This is a genomic window from uncultured Roseobacter sp. (assembly GCF_947496515.1).
GTDB lineage: Bacteria > Pseudomonadota > Alphaproteobacteria > Rhodobacterales > Rhodobacteraceae > Roseobacter.
Genome location: NZ_CANMDB010000002.1, coordinates 410,429 through 436,327, shown reverse-complemented (window position 1 = coordinate 436,327; position 25,899 = coordinate 410,429). Strand labels below are relative to the sequence as shown.

Here is a 25,899-nt window from a genome sequence, read left to right as displayed (position 1 = left end):
GGCGTCCCTGTGGAAAACCTGTGGAAAAGATTATGTCAAAAAGTTCTTCCCAAACGAAATAATTTGTGGAACGTTTACCTTGGGTTGTACGCTTTTCTACTTCGTTTTCTTTTTTCCGACCCGCTGAAACATATCAAGACACGAATTTTGATCCGCTGTGCTTCCGGCACTGCGGAAACGGGGGAGACATGGCCGATACTGCCAACGGTCCGGGCGCACAGGTCAAGGGTGCGGCTAAAACGAAATCCAAAAGGTCAAAATCCGGCGGTGATCCGGCAACATCCGCGGCTCAGGCAAAAGATGACGAAGCCCGCGCGACAGCGGAGCTTGCCAAGGTGCGGGCCGAAGCGGTCTATCTGCTGGCCAAGGCGCAGGCGGATGCGGCTTTCGGCCAGGCCGAACGGGAAGCAGAGGCAGCGCACCAATTGTCAATTGACGCAGCCAAGGACGCAAAGCGAGCGGTTGATGCGGCGCAAAAGGACCTCGATGCAGCCAAGACGGCGGTGACAACTGCCACCGGCGACATCAAGACGGCGCAGGGCGCGCTCAAGTCCGCGGTGTCGGATCTGTCAAAGGCAAGCACGGATGTAGCCGCCAAGACCCAGACCCACGACGCGCTGACAAAGGCCGCCGCCGCCGGTCTCGAAACGACCGCAGCGGCAAGCACCATTGGCGACGCCTCCTTCAAGACCTGTGTGAAGGCCGCCAGCGACGCGGCCAAAGCGCTCAGCACCGCGCTGCAACAAGCCGCCGAAGCGCTCGCCACCGCTCAGGCGACACTGGCCGAGGCCAAGGATACACAGACCGAGAAGGAACAGGACCTGAAGACCGCGCAAAAGCAAAAGGCCGATGCGATCACCTCGGTTACCGCCATGCAAAAGGCGCAGGCCAAGGCAGAAGCGGCGAAATACAAGGCCGATGACGCAAAGACCGCGGCCGACACCGTGGTGAAGTCCGCCCATGAAACGGCGCTGGCCCAACAGGAACTGGCCCACGCAAAGGCTGAAACCACCTGGGCTGCCGCGCAGGCCAAGTATGACGCCGCCATTGCCGCCATCGAGGACGGTGCCGCCGCGCGGCAGGCGACCACGTCCTGATCCGGCCCGATATGTCCACCGCTTCACTCGACACCCCGCAGGTTCGCTGACCCTGCCCAACCGCCGCCCGACCGGAGAACGATATGCCGCAACAGAAAACCCCAGGCGTCTATATTTTCGAAAAAGATGCGTTTCCCAACTCGGTGGTGGAGGTCCCGACCGGGATCCCGGTGTTCGTCGGCTACACCAAAAAGGCGGCGCGTGGCACCCAGAGCCTCGATAAACACCCGACGCGGATCTCGTCGCTGGCGGAGTATGAGGCGCTCTTTGGCGGTGCCCCGACGCTGCAATATACCTTTGCGATGGAGGACAACGTCCCCACGATCAGCCCGGTAGCGACCTCCCAGTTCAATCTCTACAACGGTCTGCGCCTTTACTTTAACAACGGTGGCGGGCCGTGCTGGATCGTTTCTGTCGGCAGTTACGGTACGGCGGATACGCCGACCACCAAGTCACCCGATGATTTCGGGGATGAGGTCTGGGCGGCGCTCAAAAAGGAAAAAGAGCCCACGATGGTCGTCATCCCCGATGCGGTGCTGATGTCGGGCAAGGACGACTATAAGGCGATCTGGGACAAGGCCTTTCCCCATTGCATCGCCATGCAGAACCGGGTCGCGGTCCTCGATGTGTTCAACGGGGATCAGAAACGCACCTTTGACGAGACCGACGACATCATCTCGGGCACCAATGGGTTCCGGACGCTGATCAGCTACGAGGACATGAGCTTTGGCGCGGCCTATTATCCGTGGGTCAACACGAATATCTACGCGAGCACCGACGCCAGCTATCTCAATATTGCCAAGGATAACCTGAGCGCGCTGTCGAACTACATCAAGGGGGAGTTCGCGAACCCCGAGAATGATCCTGCCAAGGCGCGTCAGCTCAAGGGCGTTGACGATTATCTGACCCAGATGACAGGGGAAGAGACCGATCCCGCCAAGATCCTCAAGACGCATCAGGCGCTGGCGGCGATCTCGCAGAATTACCAGACCGTCATGGTGGCGGTGCTCAAGCAGATGAACCTGATGCCGCCCGCCGCGGCCATGGCCGGGGTCTACGCGCGCACCGACGCTGCGATCGGTGTCTTCAAGGCGCCCGCAAACACGCCCGTGGTCTCCGTGATTTCCCCCGCCGTGGCGATCAGCGACGAAGAGCAGGAAGACCTGAACGTGCCGCTGGATGGTGTGGCGATCAACGCAATCCGCACCTTTATCGGGCGCGGTGTGCTGGTCTGGGGCGCGCGCACGCTCGACGGCAATAGCCAGGACTGGCGGTATGTTAACGTCCGCCGCACCATGATCATGCTGGAGCAGTCCATCGCCATCGCTGCCGAAGCTTACGTGTTCGAGCCCAACGATGCGGGTACCTGGACCACCGTGCGCACGATGATCGGCAACTTCCTCAACAATCAGTGGAAGGCAGGCGCGCTGGCAGGCGCCACCCCGGCAGAGGCCTATAGCGTCGATGTGGGTCTCGGCTCGACCATGACGGGTAACGACATTCTCGACGGCTACATGCGCGTCACCGTCAAGGTGGCAGTCACACGGCCCGCCGAGTTCATCGTGATCACGTTCCAACAGAAAATGCAGACGTCCTGATAGCGGGTCAGAAGGAGAGACAACATGGCTGATGCCGGCGACAAACAGGGGGCAACCTGGCCGCTTCCGAAATTCTACTTCAGCGTCAATCTGGGCGATCCCGGGCAGATCCCATTTCAGGAAGTCTCGGGCCTCGATACCGAAGCAGAGCCCATCACCTACCGTGCGGGCGACAGCAAGGGCTTTCACGTGATCAAGATGCCGGGGCTGATCAAGACCGGCAATGTGACGCTGAAAAAAGGGATCTTCGTCAATGACAACCGCTTCTGGAAGTGGTTCGAGCAGATCCAGATGAATGTGATCAAACGCCAGAGCGTCACGATCAGCCTGCTCGATCAGGAGGCGAACCCGACCATGGTCTGGAAGCTGGCCAATGCCTTTCCGACCAAGATTCAAGGCACGGATATGAAATCCGATGGCAATGAGGTCGCAGTGGAAACGCTGGAGCTGGCGCATGAGGAATTGACCATCGAAAACGGGAGCTAGGGGGCGGTGAGCTACTACCCGCCGGTCAGCTTTCAGTTCACTGTCAGGATCGCTGGCAGCAAGGCGGCGGTTGACACCGGCTTTCAGGAGGTCTCGGGGCTTGATGCGGAACGCGAGGTGGTCGAGCTCAAGGAAGGGGGCGAGAACCGCTTTGTCCACAAGCTGCCGGGGGCTGTAAAGGCCAGCAATCTGACGCTCAAGCGCGGGATGGTTCTGGCCAGCTCGCCGTTCTTCACCTGGCTGAAAGATACGTTCGAAAGCGATCTGAGCAGACCGGTCAAGCCCAAGTCGATCACCGTGTCCCTGCTGGATCAAAAGCAAAAACCGCTGATGACGTGGAATGTGGTGAACGCCTGGCCCGTCAAATGGCAGATCGGCAGCCTTGACGCCACGCAGAACCAGATCGCCATGGAAACCGTGGAACTGGCCTACGACCGGGTGGTGCGCAAGGTCGAACGCACCCTGACTGCCACCGGAACATTCGCGCCGTAAACACCAATAAAAGGGGGGATTTTCATGCCGGTTGAGATACGCGAATTGATCGTGCAGGCGCGCCTGACGGATGAGGATGGCACCGTGCCGGGAGATGAGACAGGCAGCGCGCTCAGCGCCGAGACGCGCGAAGAGATGAAGGCGGATATTCTGGCCGAATGCGCCCGGATGATCGCGCGCGAGCACCAGCGCCGCCAGGCCCGCTAGGTCAGCGCGGCAGATGCTCTCCAAACTCGACATCATCGCCTATTCGGACCGCGAGCTGCGGGCCAAGATCGGGAAGTACGAGCTTCAGATCAACCCCGATGCGATCTCGCACAGCCACAGTTCCAGCTTTTCCAAGGCGCGGGGCAGTGATGCGGCGGGCACGGTGTTGAAGTTTCACACCCAAAGCCCGCAGGAGGTCTCCTTTGACTTTGTGATCGATGTCACGGGCGCTGTGAGGGGTGCAAAAAGCGTCAACGGCGAAGTCGATAAGTTCAAGGACATCGCCTATACCTACCACGGCAAGATCCACTCCCCCAATTACCTCAAGTTGGTCTGGGGCGGCATGGCGTTCAAATGCATGCTGACCAAGCTCGGCATCAAGTACGACCTCTTCGCGCCTACGGGAAAGCCGCTGCGTGCGCGGCTGTCGGTGAGCTTTCGCCAGCACCAGACACCCGAGGATCTGGCGCGCCGGGCGGACAAGAAATCTGCCGATCTCACCCACACCGATACGGTTACCGCCGCCGATACGCTGCCGTTGATGGCCTACCGGGTCTATGACCGCACGGATGTCTATGTGGATGTGGCCCGCGCCAATGATCTCAACGATCTGACCCATCTGGAACCCGGGCAAATGCTGCGCTTCCCGCCCAGCCGGGAGGCGCCCGATGGTTAGCCCTGTCTGGTCTGCGGACGCGGATCTAATCACGCTGGATATCAGGATGAACGGCAAGGTCGTGCCGGGGAAATACATTATCGAGGGGATCGAGACGGACCATCTGCTCAACCGCATTCCCAAGGCGCGCATCACCATCGCCGACGGCAGCCGCGTTGAGGCGGATTTCCCCGCCAGCGCCGACAGCATCTTTGCCCCGGGGGCCGAGATCGAGGTGCTGGCAGGGTATCACGGCAAGAACAAGACCCTCTTCAAAGGGGTCGTCGTGGGGCAGGCGCTGCGCGTGCACGGCGAGGACGCGCAGCATCTGTGTCTCGACTGTCAGGACAAGGCCGCCAAACTGACCGTAACCCGCAGCACCGGGCTTTTCGCGGATATGGCGGACAGTGACGCCATCGAGTCCCTGATCAGCGCGGCAGGGTTGTCGGCGGATGTGACCAGCGGCGGCGACAAGCTGGAGTTCCAATCCAAGCTCTACGCGACCGACTGGGATTTTCTGCTCGCCCGGGCGGAGGCCAACGGCCATGTGGTGTCGGTGGATGCGGGCAAGATCACCATAGGCCCGCCGACTTTCGAGACGCCGACCTTCTCCGCCACATATGGCGACACGATCATCGACGTGGATCTGCAGCTTTCCGCGCGCGAGCAGCTGGGATCCGTCAAGGCGACGGCCTGGGATCCGTCTACCCAGGAAACGACCAGCGCCTCGGCCAGCGAACCGAGCGCCAACAAGCAAGGCGCGCAGTCCGGCAAGAAACTCTCCGAGGTCCTGAACCTGACGGAGCCGACCTTGCGCAGCTACGGCACGATGACCGATGCCCAGCTCAAGACACTGGCCGACGCCCATCTGCTGAAATCGCGCCTGTCGCGGTTTTCCGGCACGATCACGGTGCCGGGCAACGCGGGCCTCAAGATCGGCGATCAGATCCAGCTGGAGGGCTTGGGCAAGATCTTCAGCGGGGATGCCTATATCTCCGCCGTGCACCACGTGGTCCGGGGCGGCGACTGGCAGACCACGTTGGGCTTCGGGCTGGAGTTCCGCTGGTTCACCGATACCACCCGCGATGTGAGCGCAGCGCCTGCCACCGGCTGGCGCCCGGGCACAACCGGGCTGGAAATCGCCACGGTTCTCAAGACCCACGAGGATCCGCAAAACCAGCGCCGCATTCAGGTCGCCCTGCCACTGCGCGATGGTGGCAAGGAAGGCATGTGGGTCCGGCTCGCTTCTTCATACGCCTCCGAAGGGTTCGGAATCGAGTTCCTGCCCGAAGTGGGCGACGAGGTCGTGCTTGGCTTTCTCAATGGCGACCCGGATGCCGCGGTTATGCTGGGCGCGCTTCATTCCAGCAAGCGCACCGCCCCGGTGGAGCCTGACGCACAGAACACCATCAAGACCATCGTCACCCGCGCACAGCACAAGGTCACCTTTGACGATGACAAAAAGATCATCACTGTCGAAACCCCCGGTGGTCACAAGCTGACACTGAGTGACGAGGACAAATCCATCACCATCGAGGATTCCAACAAGAACACGACCGTCATGAATGACAGCGGGATCAAGACCACCTCGCCCAAGGACATCACCATCGAGGCCACGGGGTCCGTCACAATCAAGGGGACGGGAGGGGTCGATATCTCCTCCCCGGCGGATGTCTCGGCCAAGGGGGCCAATGTCTCAGTCAGCGCCGAGATGGCTCTGACGGCGACGGGCACTGCCTCGGCCGAGCTTTCCGCGACTGGCGAGACGACCGTCAAGGGCGCCATGGTCATGATCAATTGAAGGGAGACGCGCGATGCCACCAGCTGCCAGACTGACCGACATGCACACCTGCCCGATGGTGACGCCCGGGTTGCCGCCGATACCCCACGTGGGCGGGCCGGTGGCCGGTCCGGGCGTGCCCACCGTGTTGATCGTCAGCCTGCCTGCGGCGGTTGTGGGCGATACGGCGATCTGCGTCGGTCCCCCCGATACCATCGTCAAAGGGTCTGCCACGGTTATGATCTCGGGCAGGCCCGCCGCGCGCATGGGCGACAGCACGGCCCACGGCGGTGTGATCGTGGCCGGTGCCCCCACCGTGATGATCGGCGGCTAGAGATGACAGACAACGGCCCTGCATTCCTAGGCACCGGGTGGGGGTTCCCGCCCAGCTTCGATGTGCCGTTGAACCCGGACGGGTCCGCAAACGGGCCGGGCGCCGTGGTGGCTGTCGCGGGCGATCACGACATCCACGAAAGCCTCCGCATCCTGTTCGCCACCCTGCGTGGCGAGCGTCTGGCCGCCCCGGACTACGGTGTTGGCCTGCACCAGCACGTGCTGGGCCCGATGGATGAAAGCGATCTGGGAGAGCTGCGCTCGCAAATCGAGGATGCCATCGTCTTTTTCGAACCCCGCATCAAACTGCGCTCGGTCGAGGTGACTGAGCCCGATGCACCGGGCGGTCTGCTGGAAATCCACATCGACTATGACATCCCGTCGATCAATTCGCGCGGCAACATGGTCTACCCGCTCTATTTCGAGGAAGGCAACAATATCCCCGAGCCCTCGACCGCGGTGCGGCCATGAGCGATGCGCGCCTGATGGATGGCAGCACCGATCAGGTGACCCGCACGCGGCGGTATCTCGCACCGTTGGAGGCTGACTTCTTTGTGCCCGATGAACGCTCCCCGGCGACGATCATCAATTACCTGTCGGGGTTCTCCCGCCTTCTGACGTATTTCGATGCGGAAAACCGCGCCCATCCGCCGCCGCAGCCCGGCAGCCCGGCAACCGGTGCGTGGCAATCCTTTCTGTGCCACGATGTCACCTTTTTGCTGGCCGAGATTGCCGCGGTGGATGCCGAGCGTGAATACCGCGAAAGCCTCGCGGATGAGACCGACACGGCGCGGATGACCGCCCTGTCGGTGCAGCGACTGGCCAACTGGCGCGCGCGGGCACAGAAACTGGCCGAAGGCGCTTCTGAGACCGATGTGGAGGCCGCGCTGGAGAAGACCTTTACCTGGGTCGATGACAACGAGATGAAAGGCGCTTTGCCCTTCGGGACCGGACAGCAGTTCGCCCGGACATCCGTGGTGGTGCCTGAGCTCTGGGTGTCGCAAACGCGCACCTCCCGAACATCCGATCACATCGATTTCAGTGCGATCAACCGGGTGACCGCCCAGCTTGTCGCCGTTTCGAAACAGTATCTGGAACGCTCCCTCACGGAGAAATCGGATCATGCGCTGGCGCCCGGTCTGCTGCTGACCTTCGTCAAGCTGTTCCAGAAAAATCAGGCCGATCTCAACCGCATGACGGACAGGCATCTGTCGTTCTATTACCGCGATGTGCTGCGCTCTGCGCCAAAACCGGCCGCGCCCGACAGTACACATCTGGTCCTGACACCCGCCGCCGGAGCGCGACCGGAAGTGCTGCCGGAGGGGACCGCGTTCAAGCTGGCAGGGGGCGCTGGTGACGGCCCGGTCTACGCCAGCACCCGCAGCCTCACCGTCAGCCAGGCGCGCGTCAGCCGGTGCAAGGCCATCACGATCGCCCGGGATCCCTCCTTTGACGGGCCGGGCGGCAGACCCTACATTAACGGGTTGTCGGTCTTTCCGGTGGTCAATTCGCAGGACGGCAGAGGCGCGCCCTTCGATGATCCGGAGGCAGGCTGGTCCCCCTTTGGCCCGCGGCTGCACCACCTGGCCCAGTCCCAGGATTTTGCGGCAGACATCGGCTTTGCCCTTGCGGCGCACGCGCTGGATCTGCGCGGCGGGCACCGCCATGTGACTGTCTCGCTCTGGATCGCACCGGGTCCGCGCAATGGCCTTCCCGCGGTGCTCGACCGCTACAGGCGCGCGGTTGCCCGCCACTACGAGCTTGATCTGAACCCCGCCCGGTTCACCGCGTTCCTCAGCGATGCGTTCTGCCTGTCGGTCTCGACCGCGGCGGGGTTTCTCCCGGTACCCGATGTGCGCATCGCGCAGGATCCCGACGATCCCGATTGTCTTCGGCTCTCGTTCAGCCTGTCGCCCGATGATCCTGCTCTGACACCGATCAGCGGCACACCGGGCGCGCCGGATCTGCCGCTTCTCAAGATCGCGTTCAACCCGCGCGCGCGCTGCTATGCCTTCTCGGCCTTCGGTGGAAGCAAACTGACCCGGCTCAGCATTGACGTGGTGGTGCGCGATCTGCGCGCCCTCACGCTGGAGACGGATCTGGCCCCGGTGGCGCCCGGTAAACCCTTTGCCCCCTTCGGCCCGCTGCCGCTTCCGGGAGCGAGCTTTTTCGTCAGCGCGCCGGAACTGCAGAACCGCAGTCCGACCACGCTGGGCCTTCAGCTGGCGTGGGAGGCGTTGCCGGTACCGCCCGACGATTTCAAGAGCCACTATCAGGGCTACGGTGAGGAGATCGACAACCACAGCTTTACTGCCTCGCTCGATCTGCGGGATCGGCGCGGCTGGCAGTCGGTCAAAATCGTCGGGCAGGACCCGGACGCCAAACCTGATCCCGAAGGCGCAGCACTGTTTCAGCCCGGCAAGGCAGGGCAGGGCCTTGCAGAGGCCACGACCTGGCGGATTGCCCCACAGCACCGCGAAACCGCAGAAATCCAGCCCCGCCCGGCGTGGCAGGGCAAGCCGCCCGGCACGCTTGCCGTCACCCTGCAAACGCCCGCGATGGGCTTTGGTCATACGCTCTACCCAACGCTTCTGGCGCAGGCGGCGGCGTTTCGCATGCGCGACGCTCTCGGCGCATTGATCGGGAAAAAGCCGCTCAGGCAGATCCCGAAACCGCCGCTTTTGCCGACGGTTGCGGGGGTCTCGCTGTCCTACACCGACAGGGTGCAGACGGATCGGTTCTCTACCGATGATCCCGTGGGGTTCTACCGGCTGTCACCGCACGGTCAGCTGACCCACCGCGCCGATGGCGAGATCGCCAGCGCCAGAATGGATGCGGACGGCTACCTGATGATCGGGCTGGATCAGGCCAAGCCGCCGGAAGAGATCTCCCTGTTTTTCCAGATGCGCGAATCCGAGGCCGAGCACTGGACCCGCGAGAGCGGGACCGAGAAACCGGGCATCGCCTGGTTCTACCGCACCTCGCAGGGCTGGCGCCCGCTGCCGGAGGCCAATGTGCTGTCGGATGGCACGATGGGTCTGACGACCTATGGCGTGGTGGATCTGGCGCTGCCGGTGGATATGCTGGCCTCCACCCTCTATTCCCCGGAACCGCTGCGGTGGTTGTCGATCCAGCTGCGCGGCCCGCGGTCGCGCTACGGGCGGATCGTGGCGATCAGCGTCAACGGCGTGCGCGTCACGCGGCAGGGCTCCGCGCCGGGAACCCACGCGCCTGTCAGCCGCCCCGCCGGATCCATCACCAAGCTGCGCGCGCCAAACGCCGCAGTAGCGACCGTGACACAGCCGATGCCCACCACGGGCGGCATCCCGCCGGAGGACCAGCGCGCCCACCGGACGCGGGTCTGTGACAGGTTGCACCACAAGGCACGGGCCATCCGGACCCAGGACATCGGGCGCATGGTGCTCGAAGCCTTTCCGCGTCTGGCCGATGTCACATGCCGCACCCGATCAGACGGTCGGGTCGATGTCATCGTGGCGGCCACGCGCACGGGGGAGACGCCCGCTCAACTGCCGCTTGTCCCGCTGCACATCCGGCAGGAGGTCAGCCGCTGGTTGCGCACCCGCGCGATGCCCTCCGTGCAGGGGTTCAACGTGATCAACCCGTCCTTCGAACCGGTGGTCCTGCGCGCACGGGTTGCGGTAAAACCGGGCGCCGGTCTGCCCAGCATCGCCGAAGTGTCCCGGGCCGCCACGCGGATCATGTCCCCCTGGCGGGACAGCCCCGATCTGCCGCTGCCCATCGGGGCGGACCGGATCGTGGTGGCGGATCTGGAACGGCAGCTCTCCGAATTGGACTGGATCGACCGGATCTACGGTCTGTCGCTCGTTCATCACTATACCTACGACGCCTTTCCAGCCCAACGCGGCACGCTGCACGGTCTCAAAGACAGCGCACGGCTTGCGGATGCCGCCACCGATGCAGGCTCGCCCATCCTGCGCGGGGCGACACCGGCGTCGGTGTTGATCCTCGATGACCGGCACGACGTCTCCTTTCTGCCCTATCGCAGCGGTCTGGGAGATCTCGCGATTGGTGAAGATCTCTGGGCCACGCCCCCGCAGGACGTGGCACTCCGCCATCACGACGCCAATAGCATTCCCTCTGCCCCCGTCCCCGCCGGGATCGGCAACATGCAGGTGGGCCGCGATCTGGTCATCACTACCGATCTGGATGTCCAGACGCTGGCGACCCGCACCCACGCGGACCTGCACCATCTTGAAACCTCCCTTTTTGATCAGCTCGGATCATTTCAGCCATGACCACAACCAGACGCGACCTGATTGAGAACTTCTCCAACGGCAAGCTGCCGACGGGGGACAACTTTGCCGAGATGATCAACTCCCTGTTGCATCTCGACGAATTCAACGCCCACGTCGAAGAGTTCGAGAAATTCAAAAACCGCACCGCCATTGATGTCGGCCAGGGCGATGCTGCCTGGCGGATCGCGCTCACGGAGACGTCGCAACTGCGGCTGGGCCGGATCGGGGATGCGGCAACTGCAGCGGCAACGCCCGGCGATCTCGATCTGGGCGGCTGGACAGGGATGACCGGCCGGATCGGCACCTGCCGCGATCCGGCGAGCTTTGCGGGCCATACCACGCAGCTCAACGTCAAGGCGCTGCCCGCGGTGCCGTCAAACGGTCAGTGGCACGATGTGATCGACATGCCGGAGCATCCCTGCGTGTTCGAGATCACGCTGGCCACGGCACGCCCGGTCTATGTCTATCCTCAAACGCCCATGCAGATCCTGCGCCGGCTGGTGGGGCTGCCCGCCCGGCAGAACGCCGTTGCCCACGGGGTCGCCACCGCCGTGGGGGACGGATGCAAACCAACGGTCTCCACCAGCGCGCCACCGGGCGGCACAAGCCGCTGGCGCGACCTCGGTGGGATGATCCTCGCCGCTCTGCTGCTTGCCTTCGTGACTGTCACGCTGTTGCCGGGGCTGCAGAGCGGTGGCAACGCGACCCTCGCCGCTCTCCTCGTGCAGCTTCAGGACCTCACAGGCAGCACGCTCTCGGCTCTGGGTCTCGACGAGATCGAGCCGTCGACTTTTCTGCATGAAACCCTGCCCCTTGGGCTGTTGGCCATTGCGGGGCTGGTCGTGCTGCGGATCGCCATCGGCGCGCTTTATCGCGACAGCCGGGCCGCGCGCATCCGGTGGAAGAAAACCTCCGGTCGCTGGATCTGGGGCAACCGGCGCTGGACATTGCAGATCCGCGGTCCCGCCTTTCGCAAAAGCAGTGAGGACGGCAACCTTTATTACGCGATCACCAAACTCTGGAACTAGCGCAGGAAAGGTCCGGTCATCGCCAGCGACACCATCATAACCGGAGGTGACAAGCCCGAAACGCTCGATCTGCAGGCGCTGATCGCCGCTGGCCTGACCGAAGCGCAGCGCCTCAGCGGCGACATCTGGACCGATTACAACCAGCACGATCCCGGTGTGACCATGCTCGAAGTGCTGGCCTTTGCGCTTACGGATCTGAGTTACCGTACCAATCACAAGATTGCCGACATCCTCGCCTCCTCCGTCGAAAAGACCCGGCTGACAGCGGATCAACAGGCGCTCTTTACCGGCAATGACGCGTTCACCACGGCGCCGGTGACCGCACGTGACTACGAAAAGCTGATTTACGACGGGGTCCGTGATGTGCGCCGCGCGTGGGTCGTGCCTTGCCTCGATGATCAGGGCACAGCCCGTCCCGGGATCTTTGACGTGCTTCTTCAGTCCTTCCCGCCGGTCTATGACGAGAATGGCCACGCCACAGAGGCGGACCCCGACCGCATCGTGACCTGTACCCGGGATTTGCTGCAGGGCGCGCGCAACATCGGCATGGATTTCGAGCATATCGAGATCGTCGGCGATCATACGATCCGGCTCAGGATGGAGCTTGCGTTAGAGGTCGGCGGTGACCCGGATGCGATCCTCGCGGACGCGCTTTTCGCGGTGGAGAATGCAATCAACCCCTTGATCGCCGCGCAGACGATTGATCAGGCCTTTCAGGCGGGGCTGCCCCCCGAAGAGATCTTTGACGGACCAAGCCTGCGGATCGGGCGGATTCCGGACGATCAGCTGGTGCCGATGGCCGGCATGCCCCACACCAGCACGATTCTCGCCGCCATGATCGCGGTGCCCGGGGTCAAATCCGTCAGCGGACTGCAGGTGCTGTTCGACACCGGGCGCGCCGCTCAAAGCACACGGGCCGTGCCCACACTGGCCCGCTACCCTCACAGCCTCGATCAGATCACCCTGAACCGCAGCGGCGAGACGATCGACCTGCATTCAAAGCGCGTCTTTGCACATCTGCGCCACGCAGAGGAGAAACAACGCTGGCAGGCAGGCTACCGCGAAAGACGGCTCAAGGATGCCGAATACACACAAGTGCCGGGTGGCAATGCACGGCGGGACCTGGCCCGCTACCGGTCGATTCAGCATTATTTTCCAGGGGTTTACGGTCTTGGCACGCTCGGCAGCACTGCCTTTGATCCGGCGGCTGACCGGTTACCCGCGGGTAACCCGGGCCGTGCGCAGCGGCAGGCCAAGGCGCGGCAACTCAAGACGTATCTTTTGTTTTTCGAGCAGGTGCTGGTGGATTTTCTGGCGCAGCTGGAAAACACCACCGCGCTCTTTTCGACCCGGGATCTTACTCAAACCTACGCTTTCCAGTCGCTGGCCGACGATCTGGACCCCGCCGACCAGCCGCCTTTCATCGACCCGTTGCTGGGCGGTCCGATGCCCTACAGCGCCACCGATACACCTGCGGCGGAGGCGCACTGGCGCACCCAGTACCGCGAGGCGCTCGGCACGTTGGTCGCAGCACATGACGACCACTATGACAGGCGACAGCGCGCCCTGTCGCATTTGCTGGCCCGCTTTGGCGAAACCTTCGATGACCGGGCGCTGCGCAGGCTCTATGATCGCAAACACGAAATGCCCGGCGCCTTTCAGGACTGGCTTTTGCAGCGCAAGATTACCTTCCTGCGCAAGGTGGTGGCATTGGGCAAGGAACGCGGCCTCGGCGTGGACCTGAATACCGACGCGCAGCCTGCCTTGATCGAACGGATCCAGCTGCGCTCCGGCCATGATGCACCGATCTACCTGGTCGAACATGTGCTGCTGCGCAACAGCACAACGGCGGACTGGACAGGTGCGGACGGGTGGAAGGAGATGCTTGCCTACGAGGTGACCTTGCCGACCATGCGGCTGCACCTCGTCGTGGATCCGGTGACGGACGCGCTGGATTCTGATCAGATCCGGCAGGCGCTGGTCGGCATGATGAGCACGCGCGCCGCCTACCGTCTCTTTCCGCCGGGCGGGCATCAGGTCTCACTGCGCCTCGATAGCGGCGCCGGCTACGGCGCGGATATTCTGCAGACCTTCCCGTCGGCGACCATTGCCGCGACCTGCCGCGACGAGCTGATCGCGCAGGCGGTGGCAGATCCCGAGGCGGCGTTTCTGAAACCGGTGCTGCTGCCCTACGGTACCGCACACATCAGTCTGGTCTTCTGCGAGAACGAGAGCCCGGCAAGTGCCGATGCGCATACTTTCGTGGAGCAGATTGCCTATGAGGAATGTCCAGCGCATACGGCGCGCAGTTATCTGTCGCTGGACCCTGCCGAGCGCCCGACCTTCGAGGAAGATCATACCCGCTGGCGCGACACCCAGCGGTGCGCCCGCGCAGGAGGGACCGCAAGTTCTTTGTCAGACGCGGCAGCCGCATCCGGCGCTCTGCAGCTGTGGCTACATAAGCTCTTGTGCCGCAAGATCCGCGCGACCAACAAAAGACGCCGCAGCCTCGGAGAGGGCAGCCTGACATGAGCGAGCCGCACAGCATTGACGCGTTGCGCTTTGACATCGCGGTCTGTGATACCCGGCAGGGCGAGGAGGTCCTGACCCGCGTGTCGGCCTTTGCGCGGGGACGTCTGCGCCACATCCTGAGCGAGGCGCTTCCCGACGGGGATGTCGTGATCGACACGTTGGTGGTGGACGCGGATGTGGTCCGACCCGATGCGCTGGAAGACCAGCTGGAGCGCGCGCTGCGCGCGGCCATCGCCGGGATCTCCGTCTCAACGGGGGCGTTGCGGGACGCAGGGTGTGCCGCTCCAACCGGCTCGCGGGACGGCGAGGTCACCGTGCTGCCGGGCCAGTCGTCACAGGTCAGATCCGAGACTGGTGCGGCAGCGGTGCAGCCATCTGGCAACGCCCCGGATGCGGATCCCCATCCGCAGCGGTCGGTCGGGTCGAATGATAGCGACAGCGCAAGCCACCGGTCGCTGGATCGTCTGGCGTTCTACCTGCGGACCGGTCGTTATTCGGATTGGCCGGGCGCGAGGGCGGCGGATCTGCCGACGCTCCTGCGCAGGGCGGTGGCGCGGGATCTGGCGGGGTTGTCGTCGGTGGTGTGGACAGCCATTGGTGATCCGGCTGGCCGGACACGGCTGCACGCAGGGCTGAGCGTGCGGGACTGGCGGTTCCTGCGGGACGCTGCGCATCGCTCGGGCGCAACGGGCGCGCAGCCTCTTACGCGGTACATCGACATCCTCGATCTCGGCGACGCTGCAAATGCGGATGCCGGAGGATCAAGGGACCCGGATCTGGCAGGGGCTGGAGCGGAGAGGTCGCCGCAGTCGGTGCCGCGCACTGCACAGGGCAGCGCGTCCGGCGAAAGAGACCCGTTGAACACTGTCGATATGTCCCCTGAAACGACGGCACAAGATCCTGAGCAAGACGGCACAAGAGTGGCTTCGACCGGTCTGGAGGGATCAAACGACGGCAAAAGCGCAAAGGACGGAGGTCAGATCGCACGCCAAGAGGCGAGCCACATCCCGTCGGAGGCGGATGCCGGATCGACGGGTGTAGATGGGCGTTGGCGCACGCCGGGTCAGACATCGATAAGCAAAGGTAACCATCACCCAACTGAGCCTATGTCCCACTCAGAACCAGCCGGGCTGGCGGCGCCGATGCAGGCCGATGCGCCGCAACCGCGCGGCGCGCACCGACGCGAGCCGCCAACCGGGCCGAGGACGTCGGACAAGATGCCGTCGGGTGGCACGGGGCATATCGGCCCCGAGGACCAACACGACGCTCGTCGTGTGATGGTCGATGATGACATGCTGGACGGGGTTGCGCGGGCCTGTCGGTCAGATGCGCCCCCGGATCTCGCCAGCATGGTGCATCGCCGACTATGGAGCTTGGCCAGCGCAGATCGTGCGCTTGAACCGACGGCTCTGAAGCAACACCCCCGGAAAGCCGTGACGGTCGAGGATGATAAAGATGCCGGGAGCGCCGGGTATCCTCCCGAACCAATGAATGAGGGTGACAGCTGGCCCGCGGGGTTGGCGCTTTTGTCAGAGCCCGTTGCCCGGCAGCTACTGGCGCGGGCGGGACTGGACCCGGCCATGTGCGACACCACACTAAAGGATGCCGAGGCGGCGCTATGGCCGGGCCAACCTCACTACGCAGGGGCGGACCGGACGGTGCTGCAACTGATCACCTACCTGCGGAGCGGGCACGCAGTGCCGCCACCGTCGGCGGCCGCCTGTCTGTCGGGTCTGCGCAACATCTGGCCGGGCGGCGAAGATGACACGGCAGCGCAGGATCTGCGCGCGGTTCTGATGCGATTGCCCTTGGCGCGCGCCCGCTTTGCTGCGGCGCTCTTTACCGCACCCTCCGCCCGGGACGTGCTGGTGCTGAAGGATGGCACAGGTCTTGCCCTCGCGACACTGGGTGCGCCCCCCGTGCCTGCCCGCATCTGGGGCGACGCGTGGCGGGATGCTGTCATTCGTGTGCTTGTGGGCGAGGCGGATGCGCGCCGGGATTTAACCGCGCTGACCGCTGCTATCGCGGCCTCTGCCAATCTGGATGAGCGCGATGTCAGGGACGCGCTCCGCACCCCGCCGGATGCCCGGACCATACTGTCGCGACGGGCCGCCGTGTCGATGGTGCTGCGCGGCTTTCCATCGGTGGAGGCCGTCCGGGTTTCCGAGCTGCTCGCGCTGGCGGAGGACGCGGAGGGGCGCATCGACGCCGACCGGCTGGCACCGCTGCTCGCCCGTGAAACCGGCACGGATGAGACACAAACACGCCTGCGCGTCGCGGAGTACACCACTACGCCGGAGCACGCCAGTGAAACGGCAGTGGCGGGCGGAGAGATCGGCACGAACATGGGCGGGCTGACGCTGTTGTGGCCGTTTCTTGCCCGCTACTTTGAGGAGGCAGGGCTGACCGAAGGTGGCGCTTTCCGGGCCAGCGGCACGGCCCATGCTGCCATTCACCACCTGTCTTTTCTTGCCTCCGGCAGGACCGACTGGGCTGAGCATGAACTGTCGCTGCACAAGCTGCTTGTCGGTTTGCCTCTGGATGCGCCCGTCCCGCCTCAGACCGCATTGGACCCGGCGATGATCGAGGGGGCGGAGGCGCTGCTGCGCCGGGTGACAGCCTCCGTCCCGGCTTTCCAGAACACAGACATCACCGCTTTGCGTGATGTGTTTCTGATGCGCGAGGGGGTGTTTTTCCGCGATAGCCAAGGGGCGACTTCCGCGTTGAAAATCACTGCAGGGCCTTTCGACATGCTGCTGGGGCAGGTGCCCTGGCCGCTGTCTCCCGTCAGGCTGCTCTGGATGCCCGCTCCTCTCACGGTGCGTTGGACGTGAGCGGCTGGGCCCCTCATTTGACGCAGGAGCTTGACTGGGTCGAGGCCTGCATCGAGGCGGCGATCACCGCGTATTTCTCAACCGCGCAGGATGACACCCCGCGCGGACCGCAGGACCTGCCGCGCCCGCCAAAGCTGGATGAGGGCGCCGGACCGCTAGGGGAGGCGGTGCACCGCGCGGGGCTGGAGGTGTCGCACAGGCTGGCCATCGGGCTTGCGCTGCTGCCGCTCCTGCGGCCCGAGGCGCTGGATATGTTCCTGCTCAAGAACCAGAATACGGACCGCATCTTTTCTGAGTTCTGCCTTCACGCGGGGGGTGCGACGCCGGTTCGGCCCACAGTGGGGACCGCCGTGTTCGTGGCTGGTTTGGGCCATAAACGGCAGCGGATCAGCGGACTGGCGGATTTTGGCGCGGACAGCCCTCTCTTTCAGCACCATCTGCTGGAGCGGCCCAAAACGCCGCTGTCGGAGCTGACGATGGCACCGCTGATCCCCGCGCCTGATTTCCATAGCAGGATGCTCTTTGACGCGCCGTACCGCCCAGAGACGCGCGAGGATTTTCCCGCAAAACGGCTCTGCTCCCGTTTGACGCTGGACGATCTGGTCCTGCCGCCCGAGACGATGGAGGCGCTGCACGAGATCCTCGCCTGGCTGGAGCACGGAGAGACGATACTGGCTTCGGATGCGGGGCGGTTCTTTACCCCGGGGTATCGCAGCCTGTTCTTTGGCCCGCCGGGGACGGGCAAGTCGCTCGCGGCGACGGTGATCGGTCAGGCCTGCGGGCGCGATGTCTACCGGGTCGATCTGGCGCAGACCGTGTCGAAATGGATCGGTGAGACGGAAAAGAACCTCGCACAGGTATACGAGCGGGCAGAGGCGCAGGGATGGATCCTGTTTTTTGACGAAGCCGATGCGCTCTTTGGCAAACGCACGGACGTATCGGCCAGCAACGACCGTTACGCCAATCAGGAGGTGTCCTATCTGCTGCAACGGATCGAGAGTTTCGACGGTGTGGTGATCCTGGCCAGCAACTTCCGCGGCAATATCGACGCGGCCTTTGCGCGGCGGTTCCAGTCGTTTGTGGAGTTCCGGATGCCCGATGCCGCGGCCCGGCTGAAGCTGTGGCAGACCGCTTTTCCGCAGACCAAGGCGCTGGATCCGCAGATCGATCTGTCCCGGATTGCGCAGTCTGAGGAGCTGTCCGGCGGGTCCATCATGAATGTGGCACGGCATCTTTATCTGGAGATGCGGCGCGCCGGTGCGCGGCAGATCACGGTGCATCAGTTCCACGACAGTCTGGGGCGCGAGCTGCTGAAATCGGGGCAACTGCGGGGGCACGGGCTGTGATCGACCGGGCGATGATCTTCTTGCAGGAGGAGCTGGAGGGCTACCTGGGCCCGCGCTTTCCCGATGCCAGCGCGCTCACGGCACTCGGCTCGACCCAGGAAGGCACCGTTGCGGGAAAGGAGACCAGAGACAGGCTGATCCTGACGCTGGTGAATATCGAGCGCGAGGGGATCGCGGCCAATACCGGCCAAACCCACCATGCAACGGAGGCCGGTGCGCGCCGGGCGCCGCAGAGCCTGAACCTCAATCTCGTCTTCATGATCGCGGCGAATTTTCCCGATAACTATAAGGTGAGCCTCGCCGTGCTGTCGCAGGCGGTGGCGTTCTTTCAGGCCAATCCGGTGTTCGCTCAGGGACGTCATCCGCGGCTGCCCGAGGGGATCGAGCGGTTGCGGTTGCAGTGGCAGGATCTCGATCTGCAGGCGATCCATAACGTGTGGTCCGCCCTCGGCGGTAAATACATGCCCTCGGTGGTCTACAAGGCGGGCATGCTGACGCTGGCCGATCCGCTGGCGGGCGCAGATGTACGCATCATCACTGGCACGGATGTGGAGGGGTAGCGCATGTCCATGGGTCTGTCTTTGCGCCACCGCCTGCGTCTGGGCTCGGTGCATCCATACTACGGGGTGGGCGCGCCGCTGGCCCTGCCGATCACGCCGATGGGATCCACGGCACAGGACGCCCCCCGCGAGGGCTATCGCTGGCACAGCACGGACAAGGGTCTCGACCTCTACTCGGATGTGTCGGGGGACGATGCAGCGGGGGCGTTGCCGGGGCTGTTCCGGATCGGTCTTGGCGCTGAATTCGAAGCTGTCACCCGCGCGGGCTGGACCGGTCAGATTGACCGCACCTCGCTGCTGTTTCTCTCCGACGCGGATGCGACGCTGACGGATGGCAGGCTGGAGATTGACACAGGCACAGGGCACATTCTGCCGATCCACAACCCGGTCTTCCGGTTCAGGGCTGATGCGCCGCTTGCAGCGGCCAAGCCAGCGCTGCTGCGGTGGCGCGACCGGACTCCCGTTTGGGAGGGGACAGAGACCCCCGCTGGTATGACGGCGCTGGACATCACCGCCCATGGTCTTGCCGATGGTCGCTATCTGCTGGTGCACGATGATAAAACCCTGCTGGATGCGTTCCTGACCTCGGTGCCCGGGCCGCAACTTTCCTGCGTGCTTGATCTGGATCTGGCCGGTCTGCTGGACAACTCCGGCGATGTGGTGACCGTCGCGCCCCGGTTCGAGACCCGCGCCTGCACCTGGCGCTATGTTGTACGGGCGCTGCAACCGGGCAAGGATCTGTCGGCCAGCACCCTGCGGGCATCGCAACCGAGCGTCGGTTTTGACGCTGCCCTGCGCCAGCGGTTGGACGGGCAGGAGGTCTGGGTCTTTAACTCCAGCACTCCCCTGCCGTTGATCGGCAGCACGCCCGGCGATCTACGCATCGACTTCGTGCATGCAGGAGCGCCCGGCAAAAGGGAGCAGGCGGTCTCCATGCCCCTCGCCGGGGCGCAGACCGTTCAGGCCGAACGGGCGGACGGTGAGGTCCGCTTTGTTGCCATCATGCATGTGATGGTCTGAGCCATGAGCAAGCGCCGCATGCCACCGACACGAAACACCAAAGCCGCGGAAGCCCCGTCCGGCGGGGGTCGCGCCGACCTGCTGCAGGACAGCCCGCGGGTCGCAGCACAGCGCGCGCGGATGGAGGCTGCCTACACGCCCGCCGTCCAAAGACAACCGGCCCCAAACGGTATGCCCGCAGATCTGGTGCAGGGCATCGAAGCGCTTTCCGGCCAGAACCTGGGCGACGTGCGGCTGCATCGGTCCTCGCCCGAGCCAAAGACCATCGGAGCCCATGCTTTCGCTGTGCGCGACGATATTCACCTCGGTCCCGGGCAGGATCATCACCTGCCGCATGAAGCATGGCACGTGGTTCAGCAACGCCAGTCACGTGTGGCCCCCACGGGTCGGCTTGGCGGGGTCAGCATCAACACGGATCCGCAGCTTGAACGGGAAGCAGACACGAAGGGGGCCGAGGCTGTGCGCGTCGGTACCCGCGAGACGGACGGGGGCTGACCCCCCGGGTAACGGCACGAGGAGGCCAGACATCAGATGAAACGCTTGGGGCTGATACTGTTTGTGGCGCTGACAACCTTTGCCACCTTCCTGCTGGTGACCGATCCGATCATTCCGGATCCCAAACCGGTGGTGGATCCTGATAAACCCGATCCCGGCAAGCCCGACCCGACACCCGCACCCGACCCGGACCATCCCTTTGGGGTGACGTCGCTCAAGTCGAATTTCGCCTTTCCCGCGGATGCGACAGGCGCGACCTTTGGGATTGATGTTTCTCATTTTCAGGAGGAGATCAACTGGCAGCAGGTTGCGGAGTCAGGTGTGGCATTCGCCTTTATCAAGGCGCTCGAAGGGGTCACGGAGCCTGATGCGAAATTTCCCGACAACTGGAAAGGGGCTCAGGCCGCGGGTGTCCCCTTTGCCCCTTATCATTTCTTTTCTGCCCGGACGACGCCAGAGGCGCAGGCGGCGGCCTTGCTGGAAATCATTGCGGATGTGCCCGTGAGCGCGCTGCCGATCGCGCTCGATTTCGAGATGTCGTCCAGCGATCCGAGGGGCTGGGATGGCAGATCTGCAGCCGAGATCGCAAACAGGATCGACACCTTTATCAAGGCCGTCGAAAGCAAGCGGGACCAGAAGGTGATGATCTATACGGTCAAGGAATGGTGGGACGAAAGGCTCGGGTCAGAAGGCGCAAAACTGCTGGAAAACGATCTGCTCTGGATCGCGGACCCGCGGGATGCGGCGTTGAATTCGGGCAAGCCCGAGGAGATTGACGGCGTGGTGCCGACGTTCTGGCAGTTCACGAGCAAGGGCAGGGTTCCCGGCATTGCCAAGGATGTCGATATTTCCGTCCAGCGGCCCTGAGGCGCACCAGCAGTAGAGGGGCGCTCACGCCAGATCAGCGGGCGGCAGTCTGCGACGCAGGAAGCCGTTGATGGCGCACCGCAGCCCACCGGGGTTGTCCGTGTGCAGCATATGGCCGCCCGGCAGGGTCTGCAGTTCTGCCCCGGCGATTGTTTCCGCCATCAGCTTAGCACCCCGGTGGGTCGCCTTGTTCTTCTGACCGACGATGACCAGCGTGGGCACGTCAACCTGGCACAGATGCGGGCGGCCATCGTAGTGGGCGGCGGCGTCCAGCACCGACGCGATGCGGGCGCTGTCCATGCGCCCCAGATGTCGGCGCAGTTCGACGCGGGTGGTATCGGTCTGACCGAGGCCCGCGCTCCACACCAGCACGCTCTTCGGGAGGATGCGGGTCAGCTGCACCGCCAGCGCGGCTGACAGACGCCCCGATAACCTGTCGCGCACCGTCGGCACCGCTTCGATCAGCACCAGCGCTGCGGGCGAAAGCTGCGCCCGAACGGCGAGTTCCAGCGCGACCATCCCACCCAGCGAATGTCCGATCAGAACGGCGCCCGGCTGCACCCGCTGTTGCAGCACATCGGCGTAGGCCTCGACCCTTGGCTGCTGCAGGTCGGGCGCCTGCCCGTGACCCGGAAGATCCGGGGCCAGAGCCTGCGGGAGCGAGGCGATGAGGGGGGACCATGTGTCGCCCGCCAGACCGCCGCCGTGCAACCAAAGGCTCTTCATCCGGACCAGCGGCGCGCCGGACGGGTCAGACTCCGCGCCTGTCACGGTGTTCTGATCGTCGCTGGCAGGGCCGTCCGGACCTGCAGCAGGGGCGGGCCTACGTTCCACAGGGAAGCAAGCCCGCGCGCAGGGCGGCCGCATCGGCGGGGTCCAGAACACGGAACATGTCGCGTTGTCGTGTCAGCTGCACAAAGCCTGCGCCGGGGTCGGTCTGCAACCACGTGCTGACGGGCAAGGACGCCGGGACGGGTCCCAGTAGGCATCCACCCGTGACCGCGACCGTAAGACTCCCCTGACCCGTGGGACCTGCTGCGCGCAGCGCGGTGATCTGCGCCTGTGCTTCAGCGATGCGCTCCGCTTCCTCGGGTCCGAGCCGGGCCAGATAAATGGTCTGGCCTGTCTGCGCCTCAGGCAGATCGTCGTCACTGCTGCTCAGCCGAAGCGGTACCGTTTCATCGACCGCAAAACTGTCGCCTTCCGGCTCGGTCGCGAGTGCAAGACGCAAGATCGCATCCCCGTCCGCCAGCTGCACTGTCTCCGGCACCGCGACCGCAAGCGCGATGCTGTCGGGGGGCGTATTCAGCGGGTCGAGCCCGCGCGCCGCGATCAGGGATGCGGGCGTCACGGCCCCGCAGGCGGCCAACAAACCTGCAGATGCCCAGGCGAGGCAGAGTGTCCTGATTAATTTTTGCTGCATGATTCATCCCGGTATGATACGATTCGTATTAATTATTTAATGTAAAACGTGAAGAATGAGAAGGGAAGCCGGGATGATCAACCCTCGCACGTTACTTGCATCCGCGCGGCGCATGCAGCTGGTGATGAGCTGCATGGTCGGGCTTTTTCTGGTGGGTTCGGCTACCCTGATCGCCGTGGTCATCGCGACCCCGGGCGTCATCGGCGCGCATCTTGCACAGGTGAGCGGCTTTGCCAACGGACCACTGGAGCCATGGCAGACCGTGGCACTGGCGTGCATCGGACTGGTGCATATGGCGCTGTGGCTCGCGGTGCTGACGGGCGCGCGCAGGGTGTTCGGGCAGATCGCGCAGGGCAATCCGGAGGGTGCCGCCACCACCGCGCGCCAGCTGTCATACGGGCTCTGGGCGATGCTGGGCTGGGGGTTGGTCTCGCAGATGATCGTGTCGGTTGTGGCCACCTGGGGCTATCCGCCGGGACAGCGGGCGCTGGCACTGGGCATCGGAACGCCGGAGATCTCCGTTGCGCTGTCAGCGCTGATCGCGGGGTTCCTGGCGCGGGCCTTCGCGCTTGGTGCCGAGCTATGGCGCGATCATCAGGCGGTCGTTTAGGGTGGCCATAATCGTCCGGCTCGATGTGATGCTGGCGCGGCGCAAGATGACGTCCCGCGAACTGGCCGCGCGCATCGGCATCGCCGAGCAGAACCTGTCGCTGCTGAAATCCGGCAAGGTCAGGGGGGTCCGCTTCAACACGCTGGAAGCGATTTGCGCGGCACTGGAGTGTCAGCCCGGGGACCTTTTCGACTACGTGCCAGAGCCAGGTGAGGTCTGATCTGAGGCGTCCAACACCTATGCTGAAGCGCCGCTCCAAAGGGTAGCGCAATCGCGCCTGTTGCGCGGATGCTCTCATCAAAGCGGGATGTCTCAGGTTTAAGGTCGGACGCCTTAGCCGTTCAGATCTTCCAGCAATCGGCCGTGCTGTCGGGTCTGCTGGATCAGATCGCCAAAGCAGCGGGTGCCCTTTGCCTCCAGCAGCGGCAGCAGTTTGACCAGCGCCTCGCCGGTCGCGCGGGCATCCCCCAGAGCCGTGTGGCGCAGATGGCCGGGGATTGTGACACCCAGACGGGCGCAGAGCGCGTCGAGCGAATGATCCTCGGTCGTGCCGAAAACGACAGCCGACAACAGCACGGTGTCGAGCACGGCATGGTCCCATGTGACGCCCATTCGGGGCTCGTATTTGCGCAACAGCCCGATGTCGAAAAGCGCGTTATGCGCCACCAGAACGGCCCCGCGGGCGAAGTGGTGCAGCGCGCGACCTGCCTTGCCGATGTCCGGCGCGTCGGCGACCGCCGCATCGGTGACGTGGTGGATCCGGGTAGAGGCGGGCGGGATGGCCCGGCCCGGGTTCACATAGCACTCGAAGGTTTCGCCATCGACCATGCGCCCGTTCAGGACCCGCACCGCGCCGATTTGCACGATATCGTCCTGTGCGACTGACAGGCCCGTGGTCTCGGTGTCGAAGGGCACGAAGCAGAGCTCGGACAAGGGCGTGTCGGCGATCTCCCTGACCTCCTGCGCTGCCATCAGGTCAAAGTCGAAGACGAGCGGACGCGCGGCAACCCTTTCCGTCTGCTCGGATGCGGCGTCGATAAAGATCATATGCCCATCGGCGTTCAGTGCCTTGATGCGGGCGTTGAAACGGGTCTGTCGCGTGGCATCGTGAAGGACAAAAGCGATCTCGCCGCAGGTCGAGGACAGTTGCGCCATGGCGCTTTTGATCTCGGCGGGATCGAAATAGTCGGACAAGGGCGCTTTCAGCCTTGGTGGGGCGATCTGTGACAGGATCTCTGCCGCCTGACCATCGTAGAGCACGATCTCCTGCGCGGGATTCACCAGCACCGTGGCAAGCGGGATTTCCGACAAAAGCGCCGTCAGCCGGTCGTGCTCGTCCCGCAACCGCCGGGTTTCCTGCGCGACCTGGGCGGCGCTCTCCATCAGGGAGCCGCTGACCGTCTGCGTCAGCGCGTTCGCCGCCGGTGCCAGATCCCCGAGGTAGCGCGCGTCATCGGCGCCGATCTCGGCGTCCACCCCGGCATGGGCCCGCAGCCGGAGACGCGCCGACAGCGTGTTGATGGGTTTGGCCACGTTTTCATCGAAGAGAATCCAGACCGCCGCAATAAGGCCCGTGTTCAGGAACGCGAACAGCACAAAGGCGGTGACGAAGGGCGCGGTTGGCAGAGGGTTTTCGGCACGCCACCAGCCAAAGAAAAGCGCCCCCGCCGCCAGCCCGGCCCCCGCCACTGCGAGGAGGCAAAAGAAGAGCAGGATGCGGAAGCGCAGGCTGAGCATGTCAGGTCTCGCACACCCGTTTCAGAATGGGGTCGTCCGCGGGCATGCTCTGCCAATCGGCGTCCGAAACAGCGCCGTCGGTACCGAAGGAGGCCCCGTCGATCAGCAGCGCCGAGCGCGCGCCCGCGCAGTCAAAGAGCATGGGGGCCTGATTGACCGGGGACCAGCGGCCGAAGAAATAGAGATCCGCCAGCCGCTGGTCCGGCAGGGCGGCGTTGCGGCGGGCTGTGCCCGTATCCAGCGCCACGAAACGCTTGGTATAGGGAAAGGCCTGGGTCCAGGGGCGCAGCCAGCTTTGCTCCTCCACCGTGAAGGCCACCTCCACCCCCTCTGGCAGGCGCTCGGCGGTGCGCTCGAACCAGGTGTATTCATTGGAGATGGTCATGCCGAGCATGCCCAGACCGGCGGCAACCGGCATGATCCAGCGGGGCAGGCGGCGACCGGTGATCCGGTTGAGCAAGAGGGCAAGCCCGGCGCAGGCGATCCCGGCGACGACGGTGGCGATGAGTTCTACAAACATGG

The 25,899-nt window shown here is 64.3% G+C and carries 24 protein-coding genes; 20 read left to right on the top strand and 4 right to left on the bottom strand.

Annotated elements, in window-relative coordinates:
• Positions 1 to 188 precede the first annotated feature (188 nt).
• The 18 genes from Q1A53_RS05710 to Q1A53_RS05625 all read left to right on the top strand — a co-directional run bounded on the left by Q1A53_RS05710 (position 189) and on the right by Q1A53_RS05625 (position 21,607).
• Positions 189 to 1,097, top strand: coding sequence for a hypothetical protein (locus Q1A53_RS05710; RefSeq protein WP_299963886.1), 909 nt, complete (start codon positions 189 to 191; stop codon positions 1,095 to 1,097).
• Positions 1,098 to 1,180: 83 nt separating this feature from the next.
• Entirely contained in the window at positions 1,181 to 2,695 is a 1,515-nt protein-coding gene (locus Q1A53_RS05705) for a phage tail sheath C-terminal domain-containing protein (protein ID WP_299963883.1), read from the top strand.
• Between the two features lie 24 nt (positions 2,696 to 2,719).
• A complete protein-coding gene (locus Q1A53_RS05700; protein WP_299963880.1) occupies positions 2,720 to 3,181 on the top strand; it encodes a phage tail protein in 462 nt (153 codons plus the stop codon).
• A 6-nt stretch (positions 3,182 to 3,187) separates the two neighbouring features.
• Positions 3,188 to 3,673, top strand: a complete 486-nt coding sequence (locus tag Q1A53_RS05695) for a phage tail protein (RefSeq protein WP_299963877.1) — start codon at positions 3,188 to 3,190, stop codon at positions 3,671 to 3,673.
• Positions 3,674 to 3,697: 24 nt separating this feature from the next.
• The gene (locus Q1A53_RS05690) at positions 3,698 to 3,880 is read left to right on the top strand and encodes a DUF5908 family protein (RefSeq protein ID WP_299963875.1); all 183 of its coding nucleotides are present in this window, start codon (positions 3,698 to 3,700) and stop codon (positions 3,878 to 3,880) included.
• 13 nt (positions 3,881 to 3,893) lie between these two features.
• A complete protein-coding gene (locus Q1A53_RS05685) occupies positions 3,894 to 4,556 on the top strand; it encodes a hypothetical protein (protein ID WP_299963873.1) in 663 nt (220 codons plus the stop codon).
• The gene (vgrG, locus tag Q1A53_RS05680; RefSeq protein ID WP_299963871.1) at positions 4,549 to 6,336 is read left to right on the top strand and encodes a type VI secretion system tip protein VgrG; all 1,788 of its coding nucleotides are present in this window, start codon (positions 4,549 to 4,551) and stop codon (positions 6,334 to 6,336) included. The genes Q1A53_RS05685 and vgrG overlap by 8 nt, the downstream gene beginning before the upstream one ends.
• A gap of 13 nt (positions 6,337 to 6,349) precedes the next feature.
• Positions 6,350 to 6,649 (top strand): PAAR domain-containing protein, encoded by a 300-nt coding sequence (locus Q1A53_RS05675; protein ID WP_299963869.1) that lies wholly within the window; start codon positions 6,350 to 6,352, stop codon positions 6,647 to 6,649.
• Positions 6,650 to 6,651: 2 nt separating this feature from the next.
• Entirely contained in the window at positions 6,652 to 7,119 is a 468-nt protein-coding gene (locus Q1A53_RS05670) for a GPW/gp25 family protein (protein WP_299963866.1), read from the top strand.
• Positions 7,116 to 10,925, top strand: coding sequence for a baseplate J/gp47 family protein (locus tag Q1A53_RS05665; RefSeq protein WP_299963864.1), 3,810 nt, complete (start codon positions 7,116 to 7,118; stop codon positions 10,923 to 10,925). The genes Q1A53_RS05670 and Q1A53_RS05665 overlap by 4 nt, the downstream gene beginning before the upstream one ends.
• Positions 10,922 to 11,953, top strand: a complete 1,032-nt coding sequence (locus tag Q1A53_RS05660) for a hypothetical protein (protein WP_299963861.1) — start codon at positions 10,922 to 10,924, stop codon at positions 11,951 to 11,953. The genes Q1A53_RS05665 and Q1A53_RS05660 overlap by 4 nt, the downstream gene beginning before the upstream one ends.
• A gap of 162 nt (positions 11,954 to 12,115) precedes the next feature.
• Entirely contained in the window at positions 12,116 to 14,485 is a 2,370-nt protein-coding gene (locus tag Q1A53_RS05655) for a hypothetical protein (RefSeq protein WP_299963858.1), read from the top strand.
• Positions 14,482 to 17,319 (top strand): contractile injection system tape measure protein, encoded by a 2,838-nt coding sequence (locus Q1A53_RS05650; RefSeq protein WP_299963856.1) that lies wholly within the window; start codon positions 14,482 to 14,484, stop codon positions 17,317 to 17,319. The genes Q1A53_RS05655 and Q1A53_RS05650 overlap by 4 nt, the downstream gene beginning before the upstream one ends.
• Positions 17,316 to 18,665, top strand: a complete 1,350-nt coding sequence (locus tag Q1A53_RS05645; protein WP_299963854.1) for an ATP-binding protein — start codon at positions 17,316 to 17,318, stop codon at positions 18,663 to 18,665. The genes Q1A53_RS05650 and Q1A53_RS05645 overlap by 4 nt, the downstream gene beginning before the upstream one ends.
• Positions 18,662 to 19,225, top strand: coding sequence for a DUF4255 domain-containing protein (locus Q1A53_RS05640; protein ID WP_299963851.1), 564 nt, complete (start codon positions 18,662 to 18,664; stop codon positions 19,223 to 19,225). The genes Q1A53_RS05645 and Q1A53_RS05640 overlap by 4 nt, the downstream gene beginning before the upstream one ends.
• A 3-nt stretch (positions 19,226 to 19,228) precedes the next feature.
• Entirely contained in the window at positions 19,229 to 20,245 is a 1,017-nt protein-coding gene (locus tag Q1A53_RS05635; RefSeq protein ID WP_299963849.1) for a hypothetical protein, read from the top strand.
• Between the two features lie 18 nt (positions 20,246 to 20,263).
• On the top strand, positions 20,264 to 20,740 hold the full coding sequence (locus tag Q1A53_RS05630; protein WP_299963846.1) for a DUF4157 domain-containing protein: 477 nt from the start codon (positions 20,264 to 20,266) through the stop codon (positions 20,738 to 20,740).
• A gap of 36 nt (positions 20,741 to 20,776) precedes the next feature.
• Positions 20,777 to 21,607 (top strand): glycoside hydrolase family 25 protein, encoded by an 831-nt coding sequence (locus Q1A53_RS05625; protein ID WP_299963844.1) that lies wholly within the window; start codon positions 20,777 to 20,779, stop codon positions 21,605 to 21,607.
• A 24-nt stretch (positions 21,608 to 21,631) separates the two neighbouring features.
• On the opposite strand, the gene Q1A53_RS05620 is transcribed toward Q1A53_RS05625, so the two are convergent.
• Both Q1A53_RS05620 and Q1A53_RS05615 read right to left on the bottom strand, forming a co-directional pair.
• On the bottom strand, positions 21,632 to 22,441 hold the full coding sequence (locus tag Q1A53_RS05620; protein WP_299963841.1) for an alpha/beta hydrolase: 810 nt from the start codon (positions 22,439 to 22,441) through the stop codon (positions 21,632 to 21,634).
• Positions 22,431 to 22,958, bottom strand: coding sequence for a hypothetical protein (locus Q1A53_RS05615; RefSeq protein WP_299963838.1), 528 nt, complete (start codon positions 22,956 to 22,958; stop codon positions 22,431 to 22,433). Before Q1A53_RS05615 ends, Q1A53_RS05620 begins: the two co-directional genes overlap by 11 nt.
• A 145-nt stretch (positions 22,959 to 23,103) precedes the next feature.
• On the opposite strand from Q1A53_RS05615, the gene Q1A53_RS05610 reads away from it, so the two are divergent.
• On the top strand, positions 23,104 to 23,640 hold the full coding sequence (locus tag Q1A53_RS05610) for a hypothetical protein (RefSeq protein WP_299963836.1): 537 nt from the start codon (positions 23,104 to 23,106) through the stop codon (positions 23,638 to 23,640).
• A 1-nt stretch (position 23,641) separates the two neighbouring features.
• Positions 23,642 to 23,860: a helix-turn-helix transcriptional regulator gene (locus Q1A53_RS05605; protein ID WP_366872393.1), complete on the top strand. Its 219-nt coding sequence runs from the start codon at positions 23,642 to 23,644 to the stop codon at positions 23,858 to 23,860.
• Positions 23,861 to 23,973: 113 nt separating this feature from the next.
• Here Q1A53_RS05605 and Q1A53_RS05600 read toward each other — a convergent pair whose 3' ends face one another.
• Together Q1A53_RS05600 and Q1A53_RS05595 are read right to left on the bottom strand one after the other, a co-directional pair.
• A complete protein-coding gene (locus tag Q1A53_RS05600) occupies positions 23,974 to 25,377 on the bottom strand; it encodes an exonuclease domain-containing protein (RefSeq protein ID WP_299963834.1) in 1,404 nt (467 codons plus the stop codon).
• A gap of 1 nt (position 25,378) precedes the next feature.
• Positions 25,379 to 25,897, bottom strand: coding sequence for a hypothetical protein (locus tag Q1A53_RS05595; protein WP_299963832.1), 519 nt, complete (start codon positions 25,895 to 25,897; stop codon positions 25,379 to 25,381).
• Positions 25,898 to 25,899 lie beyond the last annotated feature (2 nt).